The sequence below is a fragment of the Paenibacillus sp. FSL H7-689 genome, from assembly GCF_000517905.1.
In the GTDB taxonomy this organism is placed as follows: Bacteria; Bacillota; Bacilli; order Paenibacillales; family Paenibacillaceae; genus Paenibacillus; species Paenibacillus amylolyticus.
Map to the genome: position 1 here is coordinate 188,612 of NZ_ASPU01000055.1, position 23,697 is coordinate 212,308.

Consider the following 23,697-nt stretch of genomic DNA (forward strand, 5'->3'; position numbering starts at 1 on the left):
CTGGTTACACAGGATGGCTGAGGCTTTCTTGACATCTGTTTAGTGTACGGATACTGGATTAACTACCTCTGCACCCTCGGGTGAAGCCAGTCTGTCTTTCATCAACAGACTGATGAACAAACCCAGTAAACCCAGTGCAGCAATTACTGCAGCATACAAAGGCACTGAGATAAGTCCTGTATGCGTAATTGCATACCCACCCATATAGGCACCAGCGGCATTTCCCAGGTTAAATGCCGAATGACTTGAGGTTGTCGCAAGTAGCGGTGCTTCACGAGTCATATTCATAATCCGAATCTGAAGTCCCGGCATAATACCAAAAGCGGCAACCCCCCAGAAAAATATCGTGAGCACTGCCAGATACGGATTCTCCAGCGTCAGCGTGAGCACTGCCAGAAGAACAGCAAGGATACCAAAGTTGACGATTAACGAAGGCATCAGCTTCCAGTCTGCCAGACGGCCGCCAACCAAATTGCCCAAGGTTACACCGAAGCCAAACAACACCAGAATCCAGGTCACACTTTGCTCCGCAAAGCCGCTAATATCCACAAGCATCGGCGTAATATAGGTGAAGACTGTAAACAAACTTCCGCACCCCAACGCCCCAATAAGCAGAACCAGCAACACTTGTGGACGAACCAGATTCCGAAATTGCTGTCCGAGGTTCGCTGGTGCTCCTTGCGGGAGGACGGGAATGAATCGAATGATACCAATCAACGAAATGATGCCCAAGATCGTAATCGCCCCGAAAGATGACCGCCATCCAAGCTGTTGCCCGATAAACGTACCAAACGGAACGCCAATAATGTTGGCAATCGTTAGTCCCGCGAGAACAACCGATACCGCTCCTGCCCTTCTCTCGGGCGCAACAAGCCGCGTCGCCATGATTGAACCTACACCAAGGAACGTACCATGAGCAAATGCCGTTAAGATCCGTGCTGAGATTAGCAACCCGTAAGTAGGAGCAATGACAGACAATGCGTTACCGATAATGAAAATGCACATCAGCAGCACCAGCAGTTTTTTCTGCGGAATCTTGTGTGTAAATACGGTCAATATCGGCGCACCTACCGCTACACCAAGCGCATATCCCGTAATGAGTTGCCCAGCCTGCGGAATGCTTACATTCAGGTCTATTGCCACATTGGGCAGCAGACCCATAATAATAAATTCAGTCATACCAATCGCAAAAGCTCCTATCGTCAGACATAACAGGGATAATGGAAACGCCCCTCGTTTACCTGACGGTGAAACCTGTGGTTGTACTGTGTGTCCAGTCGTGCTCATAGATGTTCTCTTCTCCTGTCTCTTAATCAACGATTTTCTGTCGCCTTCAACCACAAGGCATCGGTTAGTTGTTCGAACGCTCCACGCATAGCCAGCTTGTCCCGCCAGTGTGCCGGAATACCACTCAATCCATAATAAGCACCTGCGATCTGCCCATACACCGCACCTGTAGTGTCCGCATCATCACCCAGATTAACAGCTAACAACGCGCCTTCTTCAAAGCTTGATGACTTATGAAACGCCCATAGTGCTGCTTCAAGTGAACGAACCACATAGCCGCTGCCCTTAATTTCCGGCGGTTCTTTGCTCTGATAGGAACCCATAACAACCTCTTCAATAGCAGGCGAAAAAGTAGGTTCTTCCCTCCACTGTCTGCATGTCTCCGGCATCAGCATGACGCTCTTGTCCGCTCCGTGCAGACCGGCAACAATTATGGCGGCCAGCACTTCACATGCTTCCACGCTTTCCGTTGCAGCATGTGTTGTCCGGGAGCTCAGCCCAGCATAGTGGACCGCCTCGTTTGGTTGATTAGCGTAAGCCATCACGACAGGTGCAAGCCTCATGATAGAGCCATTGCCCGCCGTCATCGGGTCGGTTGATCCGCTGTAAGCTTCTCCAGTTATCTCAAACCTCTCCAAGGCACTTCGCGTGGCCCCGCCGATATCAAAGCAATCGCCTGTGCTGCTCATATACCCGACCTTGTACCAATTGGTGTATCTGCGCATCTGATCCGCAGGATCAAAGTCTGCCTTACGTACCAGACTTTCTGCCAGACACAGAGCCATGGATGTATCATCTGTCCACTGCCCTGCCTCCAGCCCAAATACACCTCCACCCACGATATCCGTTACGGGTTCAAATGTGCCCGGGCTGCTGAATTCCACGGTAGTTCCCAACGCATCACCCGCTGCAAGCCCGATGAAGCAGCCATTGAAACGGTCCTTTTGCAACATGCTTGTCTTCCTCCCTTACTCCATATACTTTCAGAATCTTTCTTCCATTCTCCCACAGGGCCTGATCTGGCGTAAAGCTAATAAAATCCAATAAATTCAGCTCCATTTCTTCTATTATAAAAGTGTCGAAAGCTGTTGAACGGCCAGACTATCCAATTTTCATAAAAAAAGTTTTATTTTTTTGAGCTGTAAAAACAGTTTATTCAGTACACCGCTTACATGCAAAAGGGTTAACGGTTTGCAACGTTCATCATTTTCTGAAAACAAATCATACACGTGAAAATTTTCAATGTAAACAATCATGACGCGCTTGACCCTTCGGTTCGTCCTATGTTACGGTTTTATTAGCTTCAAACGCATATTTTTTCCCAAATTAATATTCATTTTCGGTTTATTGCGTCAACTAATATCCCGCAGATTAATGAATACAGGGAATGAATTTGCAGAAAATTTTCATTTTTTTTATTTTATCCCCAAACTAATTCTGAAACAGGAGGAACAAATTTATGATTAAGGCACTGGTGTTTGATTTCGACGGAACGATTATTGATACAGAGACAGCATGGTATATTGCTTTTCGTGATGCTTACAAGGAACACGGCGTAGATTTAACCCTGGAGATGTATTCACAATGCATCGGTACCAGTCTGAAAACATTTAATCCATATGAGTACCTCATCACAGATTTGAATCTTCCGATCGATCGGGAAGAGTTCAGGGAATCCGTTCAGTTGCAGCACGCTGCATTGATGAACAAAGAAAAGGTGCGTCCTGGTATTCAGGAATATCTTGAACAAGCACGTGAAGCCGGACTGAAATTGGCTGTAGCATCCAGCTCCAAACGGGAGTGGGTTGAACAGCATCTGGAACAACTGAAACTGAAAGATTATTTTGAAGTCATTCGTACAGCAGATGATGTTGCAAATGTGAAGCCTGACCCGGAACTCTACACTCAAGCGCTTGAAGCCCTTGGAGTAACTGCAGACGAAGCCGTAGCGATTGAGGATTCACCTAACGGCGCGCGTGCAGCTGCTGCGGCTGGTATGCACTGCGTAGTCATCTCGAATACCATCACAGGAACACTGGAATTCGATATGCCTCACCAACGGCTGTCTTGCTTGACTGACCTTACATTTAACGATTTGATTTCGAAGCCACTCGTCACTACCGTCTAAGGTCTGCACGAATTTCGCGATTAAATCCTTAAAGGGGGAGTTCACACATGAAAGCTGTACATTTTGGTGCGGGCAATATTGGCCGCGGTTTTATCGGTCATATGTTGTCCGCTTCCGACTATGAAGTCTGCTTTGTCGCACGTAACCCGAAGAAAATCTCCATGCTTCAAGAGAGACAGGAATATCCGATTACACTTGCCAATAGAGATCAGGACACTACGATTGTCAACAACGTGACGGCTATCAATGTGAGTGAGCAGAATCTGGTTGCTGAAGAGATCGCTTCAGCCGATCTGATCACAACCGCCGTGGGTGTATCTGCACTCGGAGATATCGCCGAACCGATCGCCAAAGGCATTCAACTTCGCATGAAAAACAATAATCAGGCTCCACTGCATATTATCGCTTGCGAAAATGCCATCGGTGGTAGCACCAGGTTGAAGAAACGCATCTATCCATTTTTGGATGAACAAACTCGCAAAAAAGCCGAACGTTATGTTTCTTTCCCCAATGCAGCCGTGGACCGGATTGTTCCGGCTCAAAACCACAAAGACCCGCTGCAGGTCACTGTTGAACCTTTTTACGAATGGGTCGTTCATCGTCCAGCACTTCTGGATGGATTTAAGAAAATAGACGGCGTCCACTATGTGGATTCGCTTGAACCTTATATTGAGCGTAAAATGTTTACGGTCAATACAGGCCATTGTGTCGCCGCATACTTCGGCTATCTCGAAGGATTCAAGACGATCCGACAGGTGATGAGTAATTCCACCCTGCGGGCCAAGGTGCGTCATGTTATGGAAGAGACCGGTCAGATGCTCATCCAGAAGCATGGATTCAACGCACAGAAGCATAACAAATATATCGACACCATACTGGAACGCTTCGCCAATCCCAACCTGACGGATCAGGTCACCCGGGTCGGACGTTCCCCCCTTCGCAAGCTTTCGCCTCATGATCGGCTTGTTCGCCCAGCGCTGCAGGCCAGTGAATTCGGAATTGAAATTCCTCATTTAACTTCTGCTATGGCGGCCGCAATGCTGTTTAATGACAAGCGCGACGAGGAAGCCATGAAGCTACAACACATGATTCGCGAAGATGGCGTCTCCGCCTTCATCCGTGAGCGCATGGGAATTCCCGACGAACATCCCGTTCATCAGAATGTAATCGCCCGTTACCAGGAACTCAAAGGGCGCAAGGAATCGACCATACTAACCTGAGTAACGGATCAGGGCATGGGTTTGATCCTGCAAACTGAATAGAAGCACGGCCAAGAAGCCGGGAGGAACCTATGCAGCAGCATCGCTCCTTCCGGCTATTTGTCTATGCACGGCGTGGCACGGCACATCTATCTATATTGTAGTAACGTTAATAAAACAGCGCATCTCCTCTCTCAAGGAAACACGCTGTTTGGGGAATCTTTTTTAAATTAATACATCATTTGGTTTAACCGCGTGGCTCTATCCCTTTTCTACTCATTCATAATGGAATTGAGGGATGCATATGCCATGGGCAGGAAACCTTCCGAAGGTTCACCAATAGGTGCTTGGATGTGGAAAATGAAACCATTGCCGTCCAGTTCTTTCACGATAAAATACTCTGTTTTCTTATCATTCTGGGACATCATGTATAATCTTGCATCCTTCATCGGGCCGTTGCTGAGTTGTTCAGCCGTTAATTGCTTCACTTCTCCGGTCTCGGACAACTCTTCCTTGGCATCCATCTTCAGCGCATCCAGATTGTAATTCGCCGGCAGCTTCTCAATCTCTACCTCATAATCCGGATCAATCTTCATTGTTAATTCATGGTCTTCGGCGTCAAAAACCATCGGTTCAAACACATAAAGTGAATAACCTTTCGCTTGTGCCAGTTTCACTGGGCGTTTCTCGGTCATTCCTTCTACCGTCACTTCCAGCTCTGATGTCTTCGGACGATCGGACGTTACTGTACCGCCTGCATTGGAACCGTTATTGTCATCACTCGATTCAATCTTTGCAATCTCTGTAAGTACCAACTGTTTCGTTGTTGCATCAATCGTTTTCTCTACATATTTGAAACGAACGGAATCTTCGTCATCGATATCATCCAGAGACTTCTGCAGATCTTCGCTCACCTGGAATGACATCGGCTTCTCATTCACTCGAATCTCAACGGTATGCGGATCAGCCCATCCAGTCAGAATACCTTCTGCTTCTATTGCAGCACTTTCATTTGGTTGTTGCTCCAGTGCTGGTGACTGTTCTTCCGTATTATTCACTGTTGGCTGTGCAGCAGGATTACTGTTCCCACAAGCCACAAGCGAGAATCCCATAAGTAAAACCAGGAGTGATGCACTGACTTTCATTGTATTTCCTTTTCGCATATGAACACCTCCGTTAGCTTATACGCAATGATGCTTGTCCATGTTGCTTCTCATCCATTGGCTTGGCTGTATACTAGTACTTACACGGGAGACAGGCAGCTCAATCATGCAAAATGTCTGAATGGTTGCTCAGATCCTCTGCTCAGCTGGCCTGATCCATCTGTACCAGTTTGGCATTGGCTCCGTTAAACGCTTTGGTCTGGAGGTTAAATTGCTTTCGGAATTCAGCAAGCTTCGCATATTCGCTATTCCGTACCCGAATGGCTCGCTTAATCTTAACCAGATTAGGTTCTGCACTTTCTCTCATCAGATCATACAACTGTTCATCGGCACTCAGACTCAGCTGATACGAGGCAACAAAATTTTCCAATGCACGTGCTCTTGATTCATATTGATCCAGCACCTTTTCAGCCTGTGCCAACGTTTCTTCTTTTTCAAATGATAGTTCTTTCAATGAACCGCGCAGGGCCACCGTCTTCTCGTTGGTCTGTTCCATGGCCTCTTCCGCCTTTTTCAACAACGTTCTTCGTTCATGGATATGATCTGCTGCCTGATCCAGCAGTGCTTCGAGATCACTGTTTTTGTTCTTGCCATTGTCTAAAATAGACTTGTATAACTTCATATCTTCCTGCTCATGACTGGTCAGCGTCTTCAAACTCTGATCGATCTCCTGACCGCTGAGCACCAATTGGTTTATCTGATTTGCCGCAGGCTCCTGCGGATCTCCACAACCACTCACCAGCAGAATTAGCAATACACTAACTGCCGCAAGCGCCACTTTTTTACTCGTTAGCACCCAAGTCCTTCCTCTCTTGCATCATCTTGTTGTTATATTACAAGCGGGTATCTCCGCTAAAATTGGCTACCCAGTGTGCATCCGGATCGTATACTTCGAACTCGTAACCCCGATCTTCGAGTAACTTCAGAATGCGTGGTAAAGCCTGAACCGTCTGCTCCCGCTCATGCATCAGAATCACTTCCTTATCCCGATGTACACTTTTGCTCACCCGGGCCACAATCTTGTCCGGCTGACCGGGAAGATTCCAATCGAGTGAATCTGTCGTCCAGTCCCACATTTTGAAGCCGGCCGCTGCAATGTCACCTCTGAACTTTTCACCAATCTGTGGACTGCTGCCATAAGGTGCACGAATCAGATGAGGTGTAAAACCAATCAGGTCCTGCACCATCTTCTGCTCTTTCTTGAACTCTTTCACAAAGTTTGCCGAGTTGCCGCTCTTATACAGCTTTTTATAGTTATGCGTCATGCTGTGAAGTCCAGGATAACTGCCTTCCTTCAACAGCCGTTTCACCGCTTCTGGATGCTGATTCAACTGACGTCCGATCATAAAAAAGGTAGCCTTCGCCTCATGCTGCTTCAATATATCCAGCAGTTGTTCTGTATATTCAGTTGGCCCATCATCAAACGTTATGTATGCCAATTTGCGAACCTGGCCCTGGAACCGTGCCGGCTCCTCCTTCGCATCCGGAGTAACTTGTATCATGCCAAGCTCGGCCGGCTGTTCGATTACAGTAATCGGAGGCGGCGCCACAACGCTTTTGATCCAATGCGTCATGCCAAAGAATACATATGTACTACCGGTAACGAACAGTACCAGGAGCATTAGAGCTATGACTACCCTTCCATACCGGATTTTTCTTCGTTTATGTGTTTTCGTGCGACTTGTGCTAGGCGGAATACTGCCACGCTCTCCCGCTCTCTCTTGTTGAACTCTCACTGTCATGCCACTTCCTTACTTTCATTTTTTCCCGATTATTGGTATATTATCTCGTTTCATGTCTCTATATAGAAGATTAATAGAAAAATGGATCGGGAGAATGACAGAATAGTTACAAGCCCGGTTACAATCTACTTATCTCTTCGTTCTCTTTATCTTTCCTGCGGTTGTCTTCTCCTGTATAATGAAGTGATTTACGCTATCAGACTTCAAGAAGGAGCTACACCCATGACAAGCTTGAACCGTGCCGGCAGATCCATCTATCTGTTATTCTTTGTCGGCATTATCGCCATTTCTTTCTCTTCGATCTTTGTACGCTGGTCTACCGCAGATGTTGCGGTCATTGCCATGTACCGTCTATTTCTGACCAATCTACTAATGCTCCCGTTTGTCTGGAAATACAGACATGAGATGATGCGGCTGAGTTTACGGCAGTGGGGCTTACTGCTTGCATCCGGTGTGATGCTGGCCCTTCATTTTCTGCTCTGGATGGGTTCGCTACGGCTCACCAGTGTTGCCAGTTCTACAGTTATTCTCGCGCTGGAGCCTATACTGATTCTTGCCGGTTCGGTATGGCTGTTCAAAGCCAAAATTAACCGCATGATGATCATCGGCATGGGCATCGCCCTGCTTGGATCAATCGTCATTGGCGCAGGAGATTTCCAGTTGGCAGGTACTGCCCTGCAAGGTGATGTCCTGTCTTTACTTGGCACAATCGCAGTCGCCGTTCATATGCTGCTGGGTCAATTTTTGCGAGCGGGACTTAGTGCATTTTCGTATAACTTCTGGGTGTTCTTCGTAGCCGCTTGCACGCTGGCGGTATATAATCTGATCATGGGCCATCCGTTCGGAGGTTACGCTGCGTCAGAGTGGGGAATCTTCCTGCTGCTCGCCATTGTGCCAACGATCTTTGGACATTATCTCTTCAACTGGTTGCTTCAATATATGAATGCCACGACGGTATCCATGGGCGTACTTGGGGAACCCGTATTCTCTTCATTACTGGCCTGGATACTGCTCGGCGAATCCCTCAGTGCATTACAGATGTCTGCCGGGGTTGTCATCATATTCGGGGTATGGATCTTCATTCGATATGGCAAAACCAAACCTCAACCCATTCCTGCTGATGCTCCTATCGCTGGTAAAGGGCCTGTTGAACCTACTACGGTATAACGTATTTTTTCGTAAATCATAGTAATAAAAGACTCTACCACTCTCATAAGGCGGTGTATTTTGATGAAAAATATTGTATCCATGCGCTGGCTGCTCGCCAGAATGTATGAACCGGATGTAGTTATTGCAGATTGCCGATTCTTGCTCGGTCAGCCGGAGGCTGGAAGACAAGCCTATGAAGCTGGACATATTCCAGGAGCTGTCTATCTCGATTTGGAAAAAGATCTATCCTCTCCTGTCTCTGCACACGGAGGACGTCACCCGCTTCCTGATCCGGCTGTGCTCGCAAGTCGTCTCTCCAAAGCTGGCATCGGCTCCAATAGTCGTATTGTTGCTTATGACGATCAAGGCGGGATGAATGCATCTCGTCTTTGGTGGCTGCTGCGCTATATCGGTCATGAACAGGTGTATATCATGGACGAAGGTTTCTCCGCTTGGAAAAACGCCAAATTCCCTGTGACCACGGACGTACCGGTTCAGATCCCATCTTCCTTTGAGGTGAATATCCAGCCAGCCATGCTGGCAAGTGTTGAAGATGTGCAACAAGCCTCGGCAAGTGGCAGCTCCGTGTTAATCGACTCTCGCGATGCTCGCCGCTATGCAGGTCTGGAGGAACCCATTGATGCCAAAGCCGGACATATTCCGGGTGCGGTGAATTATTTTTGGAAAGATGTGTTGGATTGGGATGGACGTTGGACAGATACTGGGGTGTTAGAAGAGCGTTTCAGTAAGCTGGACAAGGATGGTGCGATTATCGTGTATTGCGGTTCTGGCGTCTCGGCCTGCCCTAACGTGATTGCGCTGGAAGAAGCGGGATTCTCGAATGTGAAGTTGTATTCCGGAAGTTGGAGCGATTGGATCAGTTATAAGGAGAATTCGGTGGCTACCGGGGAAAATTAAGAATGTAGCGAGGGTGCACATTATCTCAAAGAGGAATACATCGCTAGGTGGCTTATCTGCCCCGGCGATGTATTTTTCTATGTTCGGAGTCAACATCAATTCAACAATACAACCCAGTAAGTATTTAAAAGCACACAGAAGTAGACATCAAGTGGCAGCTTTTTTTGATTCATGATAACGAAAAAAACCGTGATGGATATCTGTCCACCGCGGTTGAATAATGAAATCTATTATTGTTTTTTACTTAACGATACATTAGCTGTTAACGTCTTGTCGATCGTCGTCCAGTTTACATAAGCACCTAGTATTTCATTAATAACAGAAACCGGAACTACGGTTTCGCCATTTAAAAGCTTTGGTACGTTACTATTGAACACCAGTTTATTGTTAATTGAATATACATCTGAACCAATTTGAGCACTTATATTTTTCGTGCCTAATTTGATTTGCGTTGTACGCGTCTTATGATCCCACACTACTGTACCACCCAATAGCTCGGAAATGGTTCGAATCGGTACGTAGAACTCATTGTTATGAACAACCGGTTTGATTGTCGTCCCCCCTACATTCATTGCAACGTCAACATATTCGAGGAAATCGGTCTTTCGAATGAGTCCATGAACCCCTTTCGTTCGGTCTACCACCTGAGATACTTCATAATCCGTTGCCGCCGATAGGTAAGCATAAGCTACACCTCTATCCATATCAAGCTTATCGGATAAGAATTGAATCGATTCACGTACGGATTCTTTCATGGCTTCATCCAAATCAGGGTCCAGTCCAATTGGAATCCAATAATCCTCGGTTTCAGCAAAGGGTTGCGTGAATTCTCCGCTGTGTGGTAGTGATGGATCACCTTTCTTTAACACCGTTAACCGAACTGTCCCCCTTAAGGAAGCTTCCAATGCAGTTAACGCTACTTCTCCATCTCCTTGAGCAAAGTGTGGATCTCCAGTATAGAATAGCCCACCTTTAACTTGAATCGGATAATAAATAGTTGCACCAACACCCAACTCATTAATATCCATATTGCCTCCTGTTTCAATAGGTGGGATAGAACTCACAACTTCACTGGTATTTGGTGCAACCCCCATAACACCTAGAAACGGGTTAATTGGGAAACGTACATTTTTGCCAGCTTTTGTTGGTAATACTCCATACCAATTGCCGTTGATTTCTTCAATAGGCGTAAATATAGATACATTATTATATAATTCTGGTTTTGTTGCGCTAGCTCCCTCTTGTGGGCCTGTATTTTCTGGAAATTCGTTAGGAAGGGCACCTTTACCATGGCGGTTAGAAATGACACCATATGGAACTCGAGTTTGCAACGAAAGGACTTCTACTTTAAGAACATCTCCCGGCTCCGCTCCCTCAACCGCTACTGGCCCAGTGATAATATGAGGTCCGTCTTTTACATAATCATGCTTAATCTCAGAAGCCGCAATCACCTTCGCATCATCCAACACTCCATCGGGGGATATCCCGAATTTGCCGAAGTACTCCACTGGATTTCTCCCTTGATCCTCTATCAGTCCCTCATGCGATACTGTATCAAATGTTACAGCACTTCCTGATGGTACAGTAAGAATCGGAGAGCTGTCTCGATTAGGCAGTGATCCCCAGCGAATGTTCTCAATCGCAGACGTTACATAATAATTACCTTCTACCTTATCAAGGGTTGTTGGTTGCAGTTGCATACTAAAACCCACTGAAGGTAGAGCAAATGTAAACATACTTATAATCCCTACTGAAACTCCAAATTTCCTAATCGTTCGGTTAATAAACATTATGCTCCCCCTCTATGATATGTAATATTTTCTAACACAAATAAACACTAACATATAAATACATTTACAACAATATTATTTTGTTAACAAACATAACATTAAGGAGCTATTTTTCAAGAATAAACTTATAAACATAAACAATATGTTAATATACTTATCATATGGAAGGCGTGTAAAACTAAAATACTCCTAGTAACTTAAGGATCCATCTTCAGAGATTTGAACAAACGAAATTAAGTTACAGGAAAACTATGTATGTCTTTGATGTTTATGAACCCGCCCCAAGAATACTACTGCACTCCGGTTCAGGCTTAATCACCTGTCCGCACGTGATTGCACTGGAAAAAGCGGGATACTCAAATGTGAAGTTGTATTCCGGAAGCTGGAGTTACTGGATTAGTTATGAGGAGAATCCGGTGGCTATCGGGGAAGAGTAGGTACGGAGCACAAGTCTGCAGGATCTCAAAAACAAATACACCGCCATGCAGGCTGATGCCTGGGGCGGTGTATTTTCTAGTGCCTGAGCGTCACTCGGGAATATGGGAGAGATAGAGGCATGTTTCATGGGGAGACTGATCCAACCAAATCCTTTCTCGCTCAATGAAACAGGATCTGCAAAAGAAAATGAGGAGAAGCATTCATGAGTCCATGTATCAAGATAATCACCCATATTTTACGATAGCGGGCCCATAAATAACCAAGAAACAGACCTGTAACCCCATGATTTGCAATTACTGTTGCCACATCAATATCCCAATGACCATTTCCTTGAATGGCGACATGCCAAATGGACCATAGTATTGAAACTAGTAGTATGGCGGGCCATCTTCCAAGCAACGTCTCCAATCGGGTTTGCAGCCATACCCGATAAAAAACTTCCTCCAATACGCTATTGATCATAAAACCAATCAACACCAAGAGAAGTAATTCTGTCATATCGGTTGCTACGATCTCTCCTTCTGGTTGTGCAATTGGAGAATAGAACTTTAGATAACCCCAGACCAAAATAACGATTAGTGGTACGATGACGTGTCTGCGAGTGCGAGGTTTTACCGAGATAATGTCTTGATGCCCGGCAGTCATTTTGCGATAAATCAGCAATAAAATCAACGGGATGAACAATAATGTCGTTAACTTGAACGCCAAATAATATAGCTGGAAATGTAATCCTTGCTGGTCTATCGTTATCAGAGAAACCGTAAATAAAACGCCTGACAGCAATAATACAATCGATTGAACGACCAAGTGCTGTTTCTCCATTTTTTGGAAAATTGAGGAATCATGACTTTGATAAGGAATCATATCGATTAGAAAAATACCAAGGAATGCCGGTAACATACTATGCCATATTGGAATCACTTCCTCATGATCAGCCGTGTACCTTATATTCAAATTTCCGGTCCACACTAACCACAATACAGCAGCAAATATAATGATCATACATAATAAGCCGATTGCCTTTCCCCATGCTGGAAGCATTACTTTGAATTGCTGATTCATTCCAATTGCACTCCTTTGAGTGGCATGTTGCGTTTGCCCCATTCTTTTTTTAATTCAGTTGAGTTAAATAAATTCTAGCACATCCCTTCTTCATCGTCTATTTATTTCAGTTGAGTTAAATAATATGATATTCTGTGTGTATGCCAAAAATCGTGGACCATGAGAAGATGAAGAATATTATCGCTGAAGCTACTTGGAAAATCATTAGTGAGAAAGGCATTCATCATGCAACGTCAAGAACGATTGCGAAGGAGGCCGGATTATCACAAGGCGCTTTAAGACATTACTTTTCAAAACAAGAGAGTCTATTAGCGTTTGCAATTGAGTTAGTTAAGGAAAAGGTACTTACTCGAATAAAAAATCTGAATGCAAGAGAACTGGCGCCTCAAGAAAGAATTGTTGAATACTTGCTCGAACTAGTCCCGACGGATGAACAAACATTATTGGAAATGGAGGTTTGGTTTGCATTTGTAAGCTATGGAAAAACGCAAAAAGGGTTCGACGCCAATTATGAGGACCTGCAAAACGCAATCAAGAACTGCATCATGTACTTGAAAAATGAAGGTCTTCTGCGTACAACCGATGAAGAGAAGGAACAAGAAAAACTGTATGCCTTTATGAATGGGATGGCTCTCAATTTGTATCTAGAGCCGGATAAGATAAATAGAACACGAAGCAAAGAAATGATACAAGACTATATCAATTGGATTATACGTTAAAGGAAAACTTGATGCATAGATCAGGGAGCTAAGCCAGCTGACCCGCGCCTAGCAAAATACACAAGAAAGTCCGGTGGCTACCGGGGAAAAATAAAGACTAAAGAGCCCACGTTTTGCATGGGCTTCTTTGTGCTTCCATTATATTCATGCAGCATTTTAGATGCTTACATTTCCGACCTCTGTAACGTTCAGATTCAGCCTATGTTTTCGGCATACTTCGTAAAAATCTTTTGAAACAATGGGTTTGAAGATATTTATATAATCCAGCATAAAAAATTCATGCTCGCCAATTCGTTCTTCATGAAAGCAGATTTGAGATACAACTTTGACGATCTTACGTGGAGGCTGTTGTACAGATGCAGCAATGACCGCTTTGCGCCCATATTCCGAACGTTCATAATCAAAAATATCCAAACGATCAAGCTGATGTGCAGTCCAATAGGTTTTTTCAACCGCACGACCATCGTGGTAACACACCGTTGTCGGAATAAACTGTGTATTTGTTTTCGTTTCCTCCAACAGCGTTTTAAAACGATCTGATACGTGTCTCGTTCCTGTGATCGTCTCAAAATAATCTACGTTCAGGTTGCGTACCGTAGACAGTAGCTCAACCTCTGCCGTTGTCCCCTCAGGCAACGGATTCTCTATCGCCAAATAATTCATATCTAATTGGGGAGTGAAAGTTGTTCCGCCACTAATAAACCCTCTACGTGGATATTGAGATTCCAGAAAATAATAGTTCAAAAGAATGATGTCTCCTTTCCAAATAAAGTGCCTTTCAATCAATTATACAGGTTAAGCGGCCCCTCCAATTACTTCGCGGTTTTAAGCAAGTTATCCACAATAAAATCAAGCTGTTTGTCTAACGAATAAATATCATTGTAGAAAAATAAACCAAAGCTCATATCAATCAGACGTCCTTCTTTGACTGCGGGGATGTTATTCCAAATTGAATTATCTGACAGATCAACCATTCCTTCAAAGGAAGAACGGAATATATAATCACCCACATATTCAGGTAATACTTCATAAGAAACGTCTTTGCTTGTTGCATCGTTTCTTGCATTTTCAATTTCACGTTGCAAGACTTCAGGTGCTTTCATCCCTAAATACTGATAAATAATCTGCGACCCCCGGCCATAACCCAAGCCTGTCATTACAGCCATGGAACCTTTGTTACTTTCCATAATTGTGACGGTTTTATCCAAAATACCTGCTTGCTCAAGTTTTTCCTTGCTTTGCTCAACCTTTTTATGAAGGTTATCTAACATCTCCTGAGCTTGTCCCTCTTTACCCAGAATTTCTCCAAGCAAATTCATACGTTCTTCTACTGGCAGGTCATAAGGAATATATACTGTAGGGGCAATTATTTTAAGTCCTTCATATATTTCTTCATTGGTAACAATAATGAGATCGGGATTAAGCGCAGTTACTGCTTCCGCGTCCGGATTAAATGCTCCTAATGAGGTGGCACCTTCCAGTTCACTCGCAAAAGCCGCTCCTTCTTCTACAGAAGAGATCCCCACAGGATTTACGCCTAAAGCAAGCAAATCACCCATTAAATACAGGACAACTACTCGTTGTGGATTAACCGGTACTTCAATATCCCCTTTTAAGGTGGTTACGGTCTTCATTTGAGATTGTGTATCTGTATGGTTAGCGTTGTTGGCCGATACCTGATTCGTTGGCTTCTGAGAACCTTCATTGGCTGCAGGACTTCCTGCCCCACCAGTTGAACAAGCACTAAGCAATAGGCTTAAACAAAGTAATAATGTGATAGCCAAGGGTGTCTTTCTACTTCTGTACATCAATAATTCCTCCTCAAATATATGCTGATTATGATAATCATTATCAATATATAAGGAAGTTAGATCCTGTACAATGCCTAATCGTGCCACAGTCGATGGTACATTAGGACTTTCATGCTGCTTACGATAACGAATAGGTGCAATCCCCATATATTTTTTAAATATTTTAGCAAGATAATAACCATACGGATAACCAACAGCCTTGGCAATTTCCTGTAAAGTAGCATCTGTAGCAAGCAGCAGTTCCTTCGCTTTGTTCATCCGGATTTGAATGACAAAATCAATCGGACTATAACCAGTCTGGCTTTTGAATAGCCTTGATAAATGACGTGGACTGCTGTCCATAAGCTCTGCTAACAAGTCCATTGTAATGGGTTCAGCATAGTGTTCCTGCATATAATATTTCATTTGGGCAACCAGGTCTGGCTTTATTGTTGGCACGCGCCCATTGTGGATCTGCCATAACAACTCGTATACAAATTGATAAAATAATGACTTTACATGGAACTGTTCCAGTGCCTCTTGCTCTTCCCAAGCTGTCATCATGTATTGTACTTTGCTTAACAAGGAAACAGGCTGATCAGGTGCAAAGCCGTATTGAAGCTTGAAGGGATTACGGTGCTCCATCAAAGCCAAAATATCCTGACGCTCAGGTAGCGGAATGATGGCTTTGTAATAAATCATATAATATTCAAGGAACTCTTCAACAGGCAAAATGTTCAGGCAACAGCCCTTCCCACCATGCAAAACATGGAATCGTGAGACCTGATGATCTTTTCCATCCAACTGCATAACAGCATTGCCACGCACAGTGTATAAGAAACAGCTCGCAGGGAATCGATAGGAGTGAAGTCCCTCCTTCATTTGCATAGTTATATGGCGAATATCCATTATTTTAATAGATGCCTTGTTCCATAATAAAAGATGTTCATTGAAATGTAAGATGGCTTTCCAGCTCCTTAAAATCATTGGTCATATATTAGTCAATAGAGAGTCAACTTGCATGCAAAATAGGGGCCGGATCACCCACTAACGTGAGTACCCGACCCCTTTCTTTAATATACATATGAATATACAGACCTTAATCAACACTTTAACAGATCAAAAAGAAACAGTCTATATTTTCGGGAAAATATTCTATATATTTAGGTTGCTGGCCGGCAAAATACAGTTGAAACGGAGCTTAAGTCGATGATGTCCAACAACCATCTTACTCGTGAAGAATTACAGGATTATGTGCAACATGTATTTGGTGCCAGTTACCTCATAACGCAGAGCGCAAGAATACATGGAGGCGCACAAAAAGTCATTTACAAAATTGACTGCACGAATGGTTTCACTTGTATGCTGTACGTTTGGGATATTTCCAGCAACTATTTTCAGGAAGAGATCTTGAATGAACCCACTTTCCACAGTTCCTATGGCAGCGAACTTTTCTCTTTGAATACTCGCTTTCTCGCTCAACATGGAATTCGAACACCAATCTTGTATGATCTAAATAACGATAGAGACCGGCACTCTTATGATTTTGCTCTTGTTGAGTATGTGGATGGACAGAAAGCCGAAGCGTATTTCCAGCATAAAAATCACAAAGATCGGGATGAGTTGTTTCAACGGATCAGGGATATGTTGTCTAATATGCATGGAATCCAAAGAAACGTTTATGGAAACGCCAACGATAACAGCAAAAAGGCTGGGCCTTGCTACCAAGTTCAGCGGTTAGATGCCGAAACAGCCTTATCTTATGCATCCAAACACATGACAGATATAAGGAAAAATGACGAAAGGTTGCTTGAGAAACTTTACGAATTGGAAGCAGCAATTCAACCTAGAGATCTCTATAGTTTCATTCATGGAGAGTTAGGTCCGGATCATATATGGATAGATCATGCTATGCAACCATGCCTTATTGATATTGAGGGTGCAGGATTCTTCGATCTCGAACATGAGCATAGCTTTCTGGAGTTTCGATTTGGAGACTTCTATCATTACTTAAAAAATAACGATCTCGACCCGGAGCGGATGACATTTTATCGATTTTGCCATCACTTGTCCTTGATATCAGGAGGACTGAAACTGCTTCACAGACAATTCCCCGATCAGCAATTCGCTAGGGGGCTTGCAGAGTATCATGCCAGATGTGCAGTTCAAATGCTTTCATGAATATGGATATAAGCCTGGAAGGAGATTGGCGCATGGAATTTATTTACGAAGATGAAAAACTTGCAGTGAGCGTTATTCAAGCCATTCACACTGGAAATATTCCAACGTTAGAGCAACTGCTGGCAGAGAATCCGGGATTGGCAAAGATAAGAATATTGGAAAGAAAGCCTGAAGACGTAGATTCAGATTCTAGTATCTCTCGAACGCTGCTGCACGTGGTGACGGATTGGCCGGGGCACTTCCCTAATGGAGCGGATACCGTGCGAGTGTTGACCAAGTTCGGTGCGGAAGTGAATGCTCCCTTTGTCGGTCCAAACATCGAGACACCTTTGCATTGGGCTGCAAGCTCCAATGATGTACAAGTGCTCGATGCCCTTCTTGATGCTGGAGCAGACATTGAAGCGCCTGGCGCGGTGATCGCCGGTGGCACGCCGCTGGATGATGCTATTGCTTTTGCACAATGGGATACAGCACGGCGATTGGTTGAGCGCGGCGCGATCTTTGCCCTTTGGCATGCGGCCGCCCTTGGAGATATTCACGCCATACAAGAACATTTTAAAGGAGCCCAACTCCCGGAACGTTATCCTTGGGGAACAAGCACCTCCCCTTCTCCTCCCGATGCAGTAACCGTTGCCTTCTGGTGTGCTTGCCATGGAGGTCAAAGAGAAACAGCCGAATACCTGCTTGACCACGGCGCCGAACTGAACTGGATAGCCAGCTGGGATGGAATGACTCCACTGGATACAGCAAAACGTAATTTTTCATCCGAACTGATCCCGTGGCTTGAAAGTCAAGGTGCCAAATCCGCTAGCGAGATTCACACAGGTAGATGAATAACTAGCATGCAATTGCCAATCGCCAGCGGCTGCGAATACAGTTATGAGGAGAATCCGGTGGCCACTGGGGAAGTATAGAAGACTCCAACAAATATCCACAACGAAAAGGACATCGCCACTTGAGCGATGTACTTTTCGTTGTGTAGTGATCCTAAAACCGGGAGAGGCGACAAGGGTCTAATTCATTTCTTGATTTGCCATCGATAATTTCACTTGCAGCCAGATTCGCAATCAGCGGCGCCAGCGTAATTGCAGAATGCATTACCGTCAGATAAAGTCCATTCATGTGATCATGGAAGCCCACAATCGGATAACCGTCTTCAGGCATGGGTCTCCATCCAACCTTTATGCTTTCCAGTTCCAGTTGTTTTCCGTGCTTGAGACTGCGACGCAATGTGTCGTATGCTCGCTTACCGACCGCCTGTGGTCCGTTTTCCTCCGACTCGTCGATATAATCTTCCGCAGCCAGCAGCGTATAATCTGTCAGTTGACGCGCTTCAAATTGCGCATTGGAGATTAATGTGTGTATCCGTTTATTAGCAGTTTTCATCCGAATCAGAATTGAAGGTGACGAAGTTACCGGCACGTGACAACCTAACGGGTTACAAAGTTCGGGTGTACCTGTTCCTGCGGCCAATACCACAACATCCGACTCCACAAAACCCTTGGACGTATGAACACCAACCAGACGGGAACCCTCTTGCTTCAGCTGTGTAACGTTGGTGTCGAACTGAATCTTTGCTCCGTACTCTTGCGCTTTGCTCAACAACAGCTCCGTTACCGCTATAGGGTCCACCGCACCTTCTTCGCTGACAAACATGGCTTCATCCGGATATTCCTTCAGATTGGGCTCCAATGCCTCAAGCTGCTCCCGGTTTAATTTTTGAAAGTGTTGCTCCCTTAGAGGCGGAGTGTCCCAAGTTAGCGCGCCATGCCAATGAATTTTCAGTTCGGACAACTCTTGCTGAAGTGTGTGATACTCTTCCACAGCTGCATCGTACAAATGCCAGTATTCAGGAGCCACTCTATGCGTCGTATGTATCCAGGCAAATGATTTTTCCGTGACTTCACGCGCCGCGGCTGAGTGGCGTTCAATAACAGTTACATCTTGATTTCGTTTGGCTAGATGATAGGCCATACACGCCCCAACAATCCCTGCACCAATGATCACAATTTTTTGTTTATTCAAAACTAACTCTCCCTTGTCACCCTATCCCCCCAAGGAATCGATTCTCCGTGGTTCGGATTGGTGTGCTCCTTTTTCGTCTTCTTCGCTGTACAGCTTCTCCATATGCTGCATATGGCCGGCTCCCCAGTCGCTCATTGTCTGGAGCACAGGTTTCATGAGCTGTCCGTACTCCGTAATCGAGTATTCGACCTTAGGCGGAATTTGGGCATATACTTCGCGATGCACAATATCGTGATACTCCAGTTCTTTTAACTGCTGGGTCAGCATTTTTTTTGAAATATCTGGAATGGCTTTTTGTAATTCGCTGAACCGCATTGTACCGTTGCTCAGCAGTCGTAGAAGAATCAAAGATTTCCATTTACCCGTAAGGATATCCAAGGCCGTTCCGAATTTACAATATACCGTCATTCTTATTCCTCACTTTCTGACCATACCCGGGTATACTTTTGGTTACCTGGTTAGGTTTAAGTGCCTACTTCCAGATTGGGCCTTCTCACTTTAGTATAGAGGCAGATATTTAAATCGAGCAAGTGAGGGGATAAGAAAAGATGAATGTAACGTTATGGATCGTACAACTTATATTGGCGCTAGGTTTCGTATATTCAGGATGGATGAAAACCATTCGTATCGAGTCGTCAAAAAAGACCTGGGCCTGGGTCAATGATGTGCCAAAAAGTCTAGTTATTTTGATCGGTATCGCGGAGCTACTCGGAGCGCTGGGCCTTGTTTTGCCTTGGGCGCTGAACATCACTCCGGTGCTTACGCCGATCGCCGCAATCGCTTTGGCTGTTGTTACACTGCTTGGAATGCTGTTTCATATTCGGCGTAAAGAGTACCGGGAGCTCGGCGTAAATATCTTTTTTATAGTTCTTGCGTTGATCGTAGCCTTTGGAAGACTGTAAAGGAAACGGGGAACGTTTTGGAAAGTGACAAAAAGCCACTAATATTATTATATAATAACCTCACCACATAAAAGGCTGGCTTCAACAGCTCATGGAAGGAAGACAACTCTCTATTGAAAGCAACCTTGAATGTACAAGAACACATACTCATCTGGAATTGTGCATCGCTCAAAATCATGGATGTACGACATATTGTCATACAAGCCGAAGAGTGCGTACGTCCTTACCTGTTCCCTGCCAGCGCCTTTCTGTACGTAACGAATGGCAATGCAACCGTGATCTTAGACGGAAATGAGCATGCTACCAAACCATTTTATATGCTTCATGGGGGCAAAAACACCCGTCTGGACATCATCCCAACGGACGAATCCTTTCATTATTACCTAATTTTCTACAAAGCCTCCTTACCGCTATCTGGCAAGCAGCATACACTTCAACAACCGGATCAACCATTGCCATTCCACCTCCAGTACGGTTTTATTCCATATCATCCTGCCATCCTCTACGAAATCACTGAGCGAATGCTGGGCGAGTGGAATAAACCGGGACGCTTGGAGCGACTCTATACCAAAACACTATTCTATCAATTTGTATATGAATTGCTCAGACAAATGGATCAACAGCAGGTAAGCATTGTTAGGCCTAACCTTGCTTCTCAGCTTATACGCTATATGCAGGAGCACTACGCCAAGCCGCTGACGCGGGAAACCCTCGCTCATACATTCCATTACAGCGTCCCTTATCTGTCCAAGTACTTCCGACGTGAAACTGGCGCAAGTCTAATCGATTACTTAATCGGTATTAGGATGAACAAAGCAGTAACGCTGTTGCAAAAGACCGAGTTATCTCTGCAAGAAGTCGCTGCAAGCGTCGGATATGCTGATGTATCCTATTTTATAAGAATGTTCAAAAAACATACGGGAGTCACACCAAAGCAATTCAAGGATAAGTCCGGACAAGTGACAAAAGGTTCTTATCGTCCTATCCTTAGGCTTCGATCATCCATTGCTCCGCGTAAACTCCGTCGTTATATTGATATCAGAGATGATAATCATTATCAACATAGCGAAAAAGGAGATTTACGGATGTATAGAAGCAAACTACCTGTAGGAATTACCCTACTGTTGTGCCTAACTCTATTGGTTAGCGCATGTTCCAGGCCAGCAAACACGAATGGAAGCACTGGCAGTACGCAAAGTCCAACTGTAGGTGCAGAGAGTAATATCAGTAACACCACAAACGGAAGCTCGGAGATGGTAACCTATTCTGCGGTTAACGGTGAAGTACAAATCCCCAAAAAACCTCAAAGGGTAGTAATGGTTGCAGGAGCCTTTACCGGTCATTTGCTAGCTCTTGGCCTTAAGCCTGTTGGAACTGGTGATGAGTCCTTTAACAGTTATACAGAAGGAAAGCTCGATGACGTTGTCAACATCGGTAACGATGTACCCTACGAGAAAATCATGGAGTTGCAGCCGGATTTAATTGTCGTTTGGAATGACCCTGAAACGATCGAAAAGCTGTCCAAAATTGCGCCGACCGTCGCTGTTGAATATGGAATACCTCTACGGGAGCAATTGATGGATTTTGGCAAGATGACTGGTAGAGAAGAGCAAGCGAAGGCCTGGATCGCAGAGTGGGATGCTAAGATCGCTGAATATAAACCACTCGTGGAGCAAGCGGTAGGTGATCGCACGGTTTCGATTTTTGATACGGGAAGTGCCAAAGAATTTTATGCCTACGGGAGCTTTGGTAGAGGTGGAGATATTATTTATGGAGAGTTTGACCTGAAGGCACCGCCGATCATTCAGAAGGAAGCCATCGATAGCGGCAAAGGTTGGGCCAAGTTATCACTTGAATTGTTACCACAATATGCAGGAGATTATATCTTTGTAAGTGGATGGACAGGTGATGAGAGTGGGGATTCCGTTTTTGAAGGTCCTATCTGGGATAACCTCCCTGCTGTCCAGAATAATCACGTTTATCGCGAGGAAAGCCGTGGCTTCGTGTTTAGTGACCCAATTTCGTTGGAAGCCCAACTTAAATTTGTCGTAGACAGCCTAACCAAAACAGAGTGAAATTGAGTAGGCCACGGTATGTACGAGGCGAGGAGCAATCCTCGTCTTTTTATGTTTTTGTATAGTCCTTATCCTTCATTTGAAGAGAGTTTGAAAACAAAAGCACACACATAAACAGGGACCTCTCACCATGTTGGCAAGAGTCCCTGTCTTTAAACTTGTTATATAGCCCATTTTCCGTTAAGTGATGGTAAGGCCCCCACTTGCATATCCGGCTACCGTTGTAGCCACATCAATTCCGGCTGTTACTGATGCTGAGAACACCATAAGCAGGCGGTCACCGGCAGATACCGGAATACTCAGTCCTGTAGTCACCCCGCTGGATATTGTGCCCAGTGCCAAAATCCCGGTCAGTGGAGGAGCTAAGGTTACCAATGCACCCGGTACAGCTGTAAAGGAGTTATTAGGTGTAGTGGATCGGAATAATTGTGCAGTTAAGGTTACTGTAGATCCAACCAAACTAAGTCCGGCTGTTGTGCTGAAATAAGCGGCCAGTGAAGTAATCGTTCCTGCACGCGATGCTGAGAAAGCAAAGTTAAGCAATGTGCCTGCAGCGCCTGTGAGATCAATAATTCCTCCGTTAACACTTACTCCGGTAGAACTGTTACCAAAACCAACTAAACTGGAAGTATTCAAAAGTCCACCCAAAACTGTAGTCAACACAACGGGAAGTCCTGATGCATAAGGAATAATTGTTCCAGAACCACTCGCACCCGTAGCCCCGGTTGTACCTGTTGCTCCGGTTACTCCCGTTGTACCTGCTGTGCCTGTTGCTCCTGTTACTCCCGTTGTACCTGTTGTTCCTGTTGCTCCGGTTACTCCCGTTGTACCTGATGCGCCTGTTGCTCCCGTTACTCCGGTTGTACCTGCTGTGCCTGTTGCTCCGGTTACTCCCGTTGTACCTGGTGCGCCTGTTTCTCCTGTTGCTCCTGTTGTACCTGCTGTGCCTGTCGCTCCTGTTACTCCGGTTGTACCTGCTGTGCCTGTCGCTCCCGTTACTCCGGTTGTACCTGCTGTGCCTGTCGCTCCTGTTACACCTGTTGTACCTGCCGTGCCTGTTGCTCCGGTTACTCCCGTTGTACCTGCTGTGCCTGTTGCTCCGGTTACTCCCGTTGTACCTGCTGTGCCT

The 23,697-nt window shown here is 45.0% G+C and carries 21 protein-coding genes and 1 pseudogene; 10 read left to right on the forward strand and 12 right to left on the reverse strand.

All coding sequences use genetic code 11. The features are described 5' to 3' along the window. Positions 1–39 precede the first annotated feature (39 nt). Both C170_RS24890 and C170_RS24895 read right to left on the reverse strand, forming a co-directional pair. On the reverse strand, positions 40–1,287 hold the full coding sequence (locus C170_RS24890) for an MFS transporter (protein WP_036615246.1): 1,248 nt from the start codon (positions 1,285–1,287) through the stop codon (positions 40–42). Between the two features lie 26 nt (positions 1,288–1,313). Beyond that, positions 1,314–2,240, reverse strand: coding sequence for an ADP-ribosylglycohydrolase family protein (locus tag C170_RS24895; RefSeq protein WP_036615248.1), 927 nt, complete (start codon positions 2,238–2,240; stop codon positions 1,314–1,316). A gap of 506 nt (positions 2,241–2,746) precedes the next feature. Between C170_RS24895 and C170_RS24900 the strand changes: the two genes are divergently transcribed. Both C170_RS24900 and C170_RS24905 read left to right on the forward strand, forming a co-directional pair. Beyond that, positions 2,747–3,415 (forward strand): HAD family hydrolase, encoded by a 669-nt coding sequence (locus C170_RS24900; protein WP_036615249.1) that lies wholly within the window; start codon positions 2,747–2,749, stop codon positions 3,413–3,415. A gap of 47 nt (positions 3,416–3,462) precedes the next feature. Then, positions 3,463–4,635 (forward strand): mannitol-1-phosphate 5-dehydrogenase, encoded by a 1,173-nt coding sequence (locus tag C170_RS24905; RefSeq protein ID WP_036615250.1) that lies wholly within the window; start codon positions 3,463–3,465, stop codon positions 4,633–4,635. Between the two features lie 251 nt (positions 4,636–4,886). Here C170_RS24905 and C170_RS24910 read toward each other — a convergent pair whose 3' ends face one another. From C170_RS24910 to C170_RS24920, 3 genes are all read right to left on the reverse strand, one after another. Beyond that, positions 4,887–5,777, reverse strand: a complete 891-nt coding sequence (locus C170_RS24910) for a hypothetical protein (RefSeq protein WP_051447385.1) — start codon at positions 5,775–5,777, stop codon at positions 4,887–4,889. A 142-nt stretch (positions 5,778–5,919) separates the two neighbouring features. Beyond that, entirely contained in the window at positions 5,920–6,573 is a 654-nt protein-coding gene (locus C170_RS24915; RefSeq protein ID WP_036615252.1) for a YkyA family protein, read from the reverse strand. A gap of 37 nt (positions 6,574–6,610) precedes the next feature. Beyond that, positions 6,611–7,513 carry a polysaccharide deacetylase family protein gene (locus C170_RS24920; RefSeq protein ID WP_235200828.1) on the reverse strand — a complete coding sequence of 301 codons (903 nt, stop codon included), beginning with the start codon at positions 7,511–7,513 and terminating at the stop codon, positions 6,611–6,613. Between the two features lie 228 nt (positions 7,514–7,741). Here C170_RS24920 and C170_RS24925 point away from each other — a divergent pair, with 228 nt between their 5' ends. Together C170_RS24925 and C170_RS24930 are read left to right on the forward strand one after the other, a co-directional pair. Continuing rightward, positions 7,742–8,686, forward strand: a complete 945-nt coding sequence (locus C170_RS24925; RefSeq protein ID WP_036615255.1) for a DMT family transporter — start codon at positions 7,742–7,744, stop codon at positions 8,684–8,686. A gap of 63 nt (positions 8,687–8,749) precedes the next feature. Further along, a complete protein-coding gene (locus C170_RS24930) occupies positions 8,750–9,586 on the forward strand; it encodes a sulfurtransferase (protein WP_036615258.1) in 837 nt (278 codons plus the stop codon). Between the two features lie 230 nt (positions 9,587–9,816). On the opposite strand, the gene C170_RS24935 is transcribed toward C170_RS24930, so the two are convergent. Further along, complete coding sequence (locus tag C170_RS24935; RefSeq protein ID WP_036615261.1) at positions 9,817–11,376, reverse strand: acetamidase/formamidase family protein; 1,560 nt, start codon at positions 11,374–11,376, stop codon at positions 9,817–9,819. Positions 11,377–11,672: 296 nt separating this feature from the next. Between C170_RS24935 and C170_RS31420 the strand changes: the two are divergent. Next, positions 11,673–11,813 (forward strand): annotated as a pseudogene (locus tag C170_RS31420) (sulfurtransferase); the annotation flags it as partial. Positions 11,814–11,973: 160 nt separating this feature from the next. Here the strand turns inward: C170_RS31420 and C170_RS24945 are convergent. Next, positions 11,974–12,876 (reverse strand): CPBP family intramembrane glutamic endopeptidase, encoded by a 903-nt coding sequence (locus C170_RS24945; RefSeq protein ID WP_235200829.1) that lies wholly within the window; start codon positions 12,874–12,876, stop codon positions 11,974–11,976. 140 nt (positions 12,877–13,016) lie between these two features. On the opposite strand from C170_RS24945, the gene C170_RS24950 reads away from it, so the two are divergent. Further along, positions 13,017–13,595, forward strand: coding sequence for a TetR/AcrR family transcriptional regulator (locus C170_RS24950; RefSeq protein ID WP_036615266.1), 579 nt, complete (start codon positions 13,017–13,019; stop codon positions 13,593–13,595). Positions 13,596–13,751: 156 nt separating this feature from the next. Here the strand turns inward: C170_RS24950 and C170_RS24955 are convergent, their stop codons facing one another. Both C170_RS24955 and C170_RS24960 read right to left on the reverse strand, forming a co-directional pair. Continuing rightward, positions 13,752–14,339 (reverse strand): imm11 family protein, encoded by a 588-nt coding sequence (locus C170_RS24955; protein ID WP_036615269.1) that lies wholly within the window; start codon positions 14,337–14,339, stop codon positions 13,752–13,754. A 68-nt stretch (positions 14,340–14,407) separates the two neighbouring features. Next, positions 14,408–16,195, reverse strand: coding sequence for an AraC family transcriptional regulator (locus C170_RS24960; protein ID WP_051447389.1), 1,788 nt, complete (start codon positions 16,193–16,195; stop codon positions 14,408–14,410). Positions 16,196–16,594: 399 nt separating this feature from the next. On the opposite strand from C170_RS24960, the gene C170_RS24965 reads away from it, so the two are divergent. Beyond that, positions 16,595–17,566, forward strand: coding sequence for a phosphotransferase (locus C170_RS24965; protein ID WP_081746042.1), 972 nt, complete (start codon positions 16,595–16,597; stop codon positions 17,564–17,566). Between the two features lie 65 nt (positions 17,567–17,631). Then, entirely contained in the window at positions 17,632–18,399 is a 768-nt protein-coding gene (locus tag C170_RS24970; RefSeq protein WP_235200830.1) for an ankyrin repeat domain-containing protein, read from the forward strand. 154 nt (positions 18,400–18,553) lie between these two features. On the opposite strand, the gene C170_RS24975 is transcribed toward C170_RS24970, so the two are convergent. Beyond that, positions 18,554–19,591, reverse strand: a complete 1,038-nt coding sequence (locus C170_RS24975; protein WP_036615277.1) for an NAD(P)/FAD-dependent oxidoreductase — start codon at positions 19,589–19,591, stop codon at positions 18,554–18,556. A gap of 21 nt (positions 19,592–19,612) precedes the next feature. Further along, positions 19,613–19,999 (reverse strand): winged helix-turn-helix transcriptional regulator, encoded by a 387-nt coding sequence (locus C170_RS24980; protein ID WP_036615280.1) that lies wholly within the window; start codon positions 19,997–19,999, stop codon positions 19,613–19,615. 140 nt (positions 20,000–20,139) lie between these two features. On the opposite strand from C170_RS24980, the gene C170_RS24985 reads away from it, so the two are divergent. Both C170_RS24985 and C170_RS24990 read left to right on the forward strand, forming a co-directional pair. Beyond that, positions 20,140–20,493, forward strand: coding sequence for a DoxX family protein (locus tag C170_RS24985; protein ID WP_036615282.1), 354 nt, complete (start codon positions 20,140–20,142; stop codon positions 20,491–20,493). A 113-nt stretch (positions 20,494–20,606) separates the two neighbouring features. Further along, on the forward strand, positions 20,607–22,568 hold the full coding sequence (locus tag C170_RS24990) for an AraC family transcriptional regulator (protein ID WP_051447386.1): 1,962 nt from the start codon (positions 20,607–20,609) through the stop codon (positions 22,566–22,568). 180 nt (positions 22,569–22,748) lie between these two features. Here C170_RS24990 and C170_RS24995 read toward each other — a convergent pair. Further along, the coding region (locus C170_RS24995; protein ID WP_036615285.1) for an exosporium glycoprotein BclB-related protein at positions 22,749–23,697 on the reverse strand (949 nt) is incomplete at its 5' end.

Excerpts from the sequence above, each read along its gene's own strand:
- C170_RS24890 (WP_036615246.1), bottom strand. The coding sequence starts at position 1,287 with ATGAGCACGACTGGACACACAGTACAACCACAGGTTTCACCGTCAGGT.
- C170_RS24895 (WP_036615248.1), bottom strand. The coding sequence starts at position 2,240 with ATGTTGCAAAAGGACCGTTTCAATGGCTGCTTCATCGGGCTTGCAGCG.
- C170_RS24900 (WP_036615249.1), top strand. The coding sequence starts at position 2,747 with ATGATTAAGGCACTGGTGTTTGATTTCGACGGAACGATTATTGATACA.
- C170_RS24905 (WP_036615250.1), top strand. The coding sequence starts at position 3,463 with ATGAAAGCTGTACATTTTGGTGCGGGCAATATTGGCCGCGGTTTTATC.
- C170_RS24910 (WP_051447385.1), bottom strand. The coding sequence starts at position 5,777 with ATGCGAAAAGGAAATACAATGAAAGTCAGTGCATCACTCCTGGTTTTA.
- C170_RS24925 (WP_036615255.1), top strand. The coding sequence starts at position 7,742 with ATGACAAGCTTGAACCGTGCCGGCAGATCCATCTATCTGTTATTCTTT.
- C170_RS24930 (WP_036615258.1), top strand. The coding sequence starts at position 8,750 with ATGAAAAATATTGTATCCATGCGCTGGCTGCTCGCCAGAATGTATGAA.
- C170_RS24935 (WP_036615261.1), bottom strand. The coding sequence starts at position 11,376 with ATGTTTATTAACCGAACGATTAGGAAATTTGGAGTTTCAGTAGGGATT.
- C170_RS24945 (WP_235200829.1), bottom strand. The coding sequence starts at position 12,876 with ATGAATCAGCAATTCAAAGTAATGCTTCCAGCATGGGGAAAGGCAATC.
- C170_RS24950 (WP_036615266.1), top strand. The coding sequence starts at position 13,017 with ATGCCAAAAATCGTGGACCATGAGAAGATGAAGAATATTATCGCTGAA.
- C170_RS24960 (WP_051447389.1), bottom strand. The coding sequence starts at position 16,195 with ATGCAGTTGGATGGAAAAGATCATCAGGTCTCACGATTCCATGTTTTG.
- C170_RS24965 (WP_081746042.1), top strand. The coding sequence starts at position 16,595 with ATGATGTCCAACAACCATCTTACTCGTGAAGAATTACAGGATTATGTG.
- C170_RS24980 (WP_036615280.1), bottom strand. The coding sequence starts at position 19,999 with ATGACGGTATATTGTAAATTCGGAACGGCCTTGGATATCCTTACGGGT.
- C170_RS24985 (WP_036615282.1), top strand. The coding sequence starts at position 20,140 with ATGAATGTAACGTTATGGATCGTACAACTTATATTGGCGCTAGGTTTC.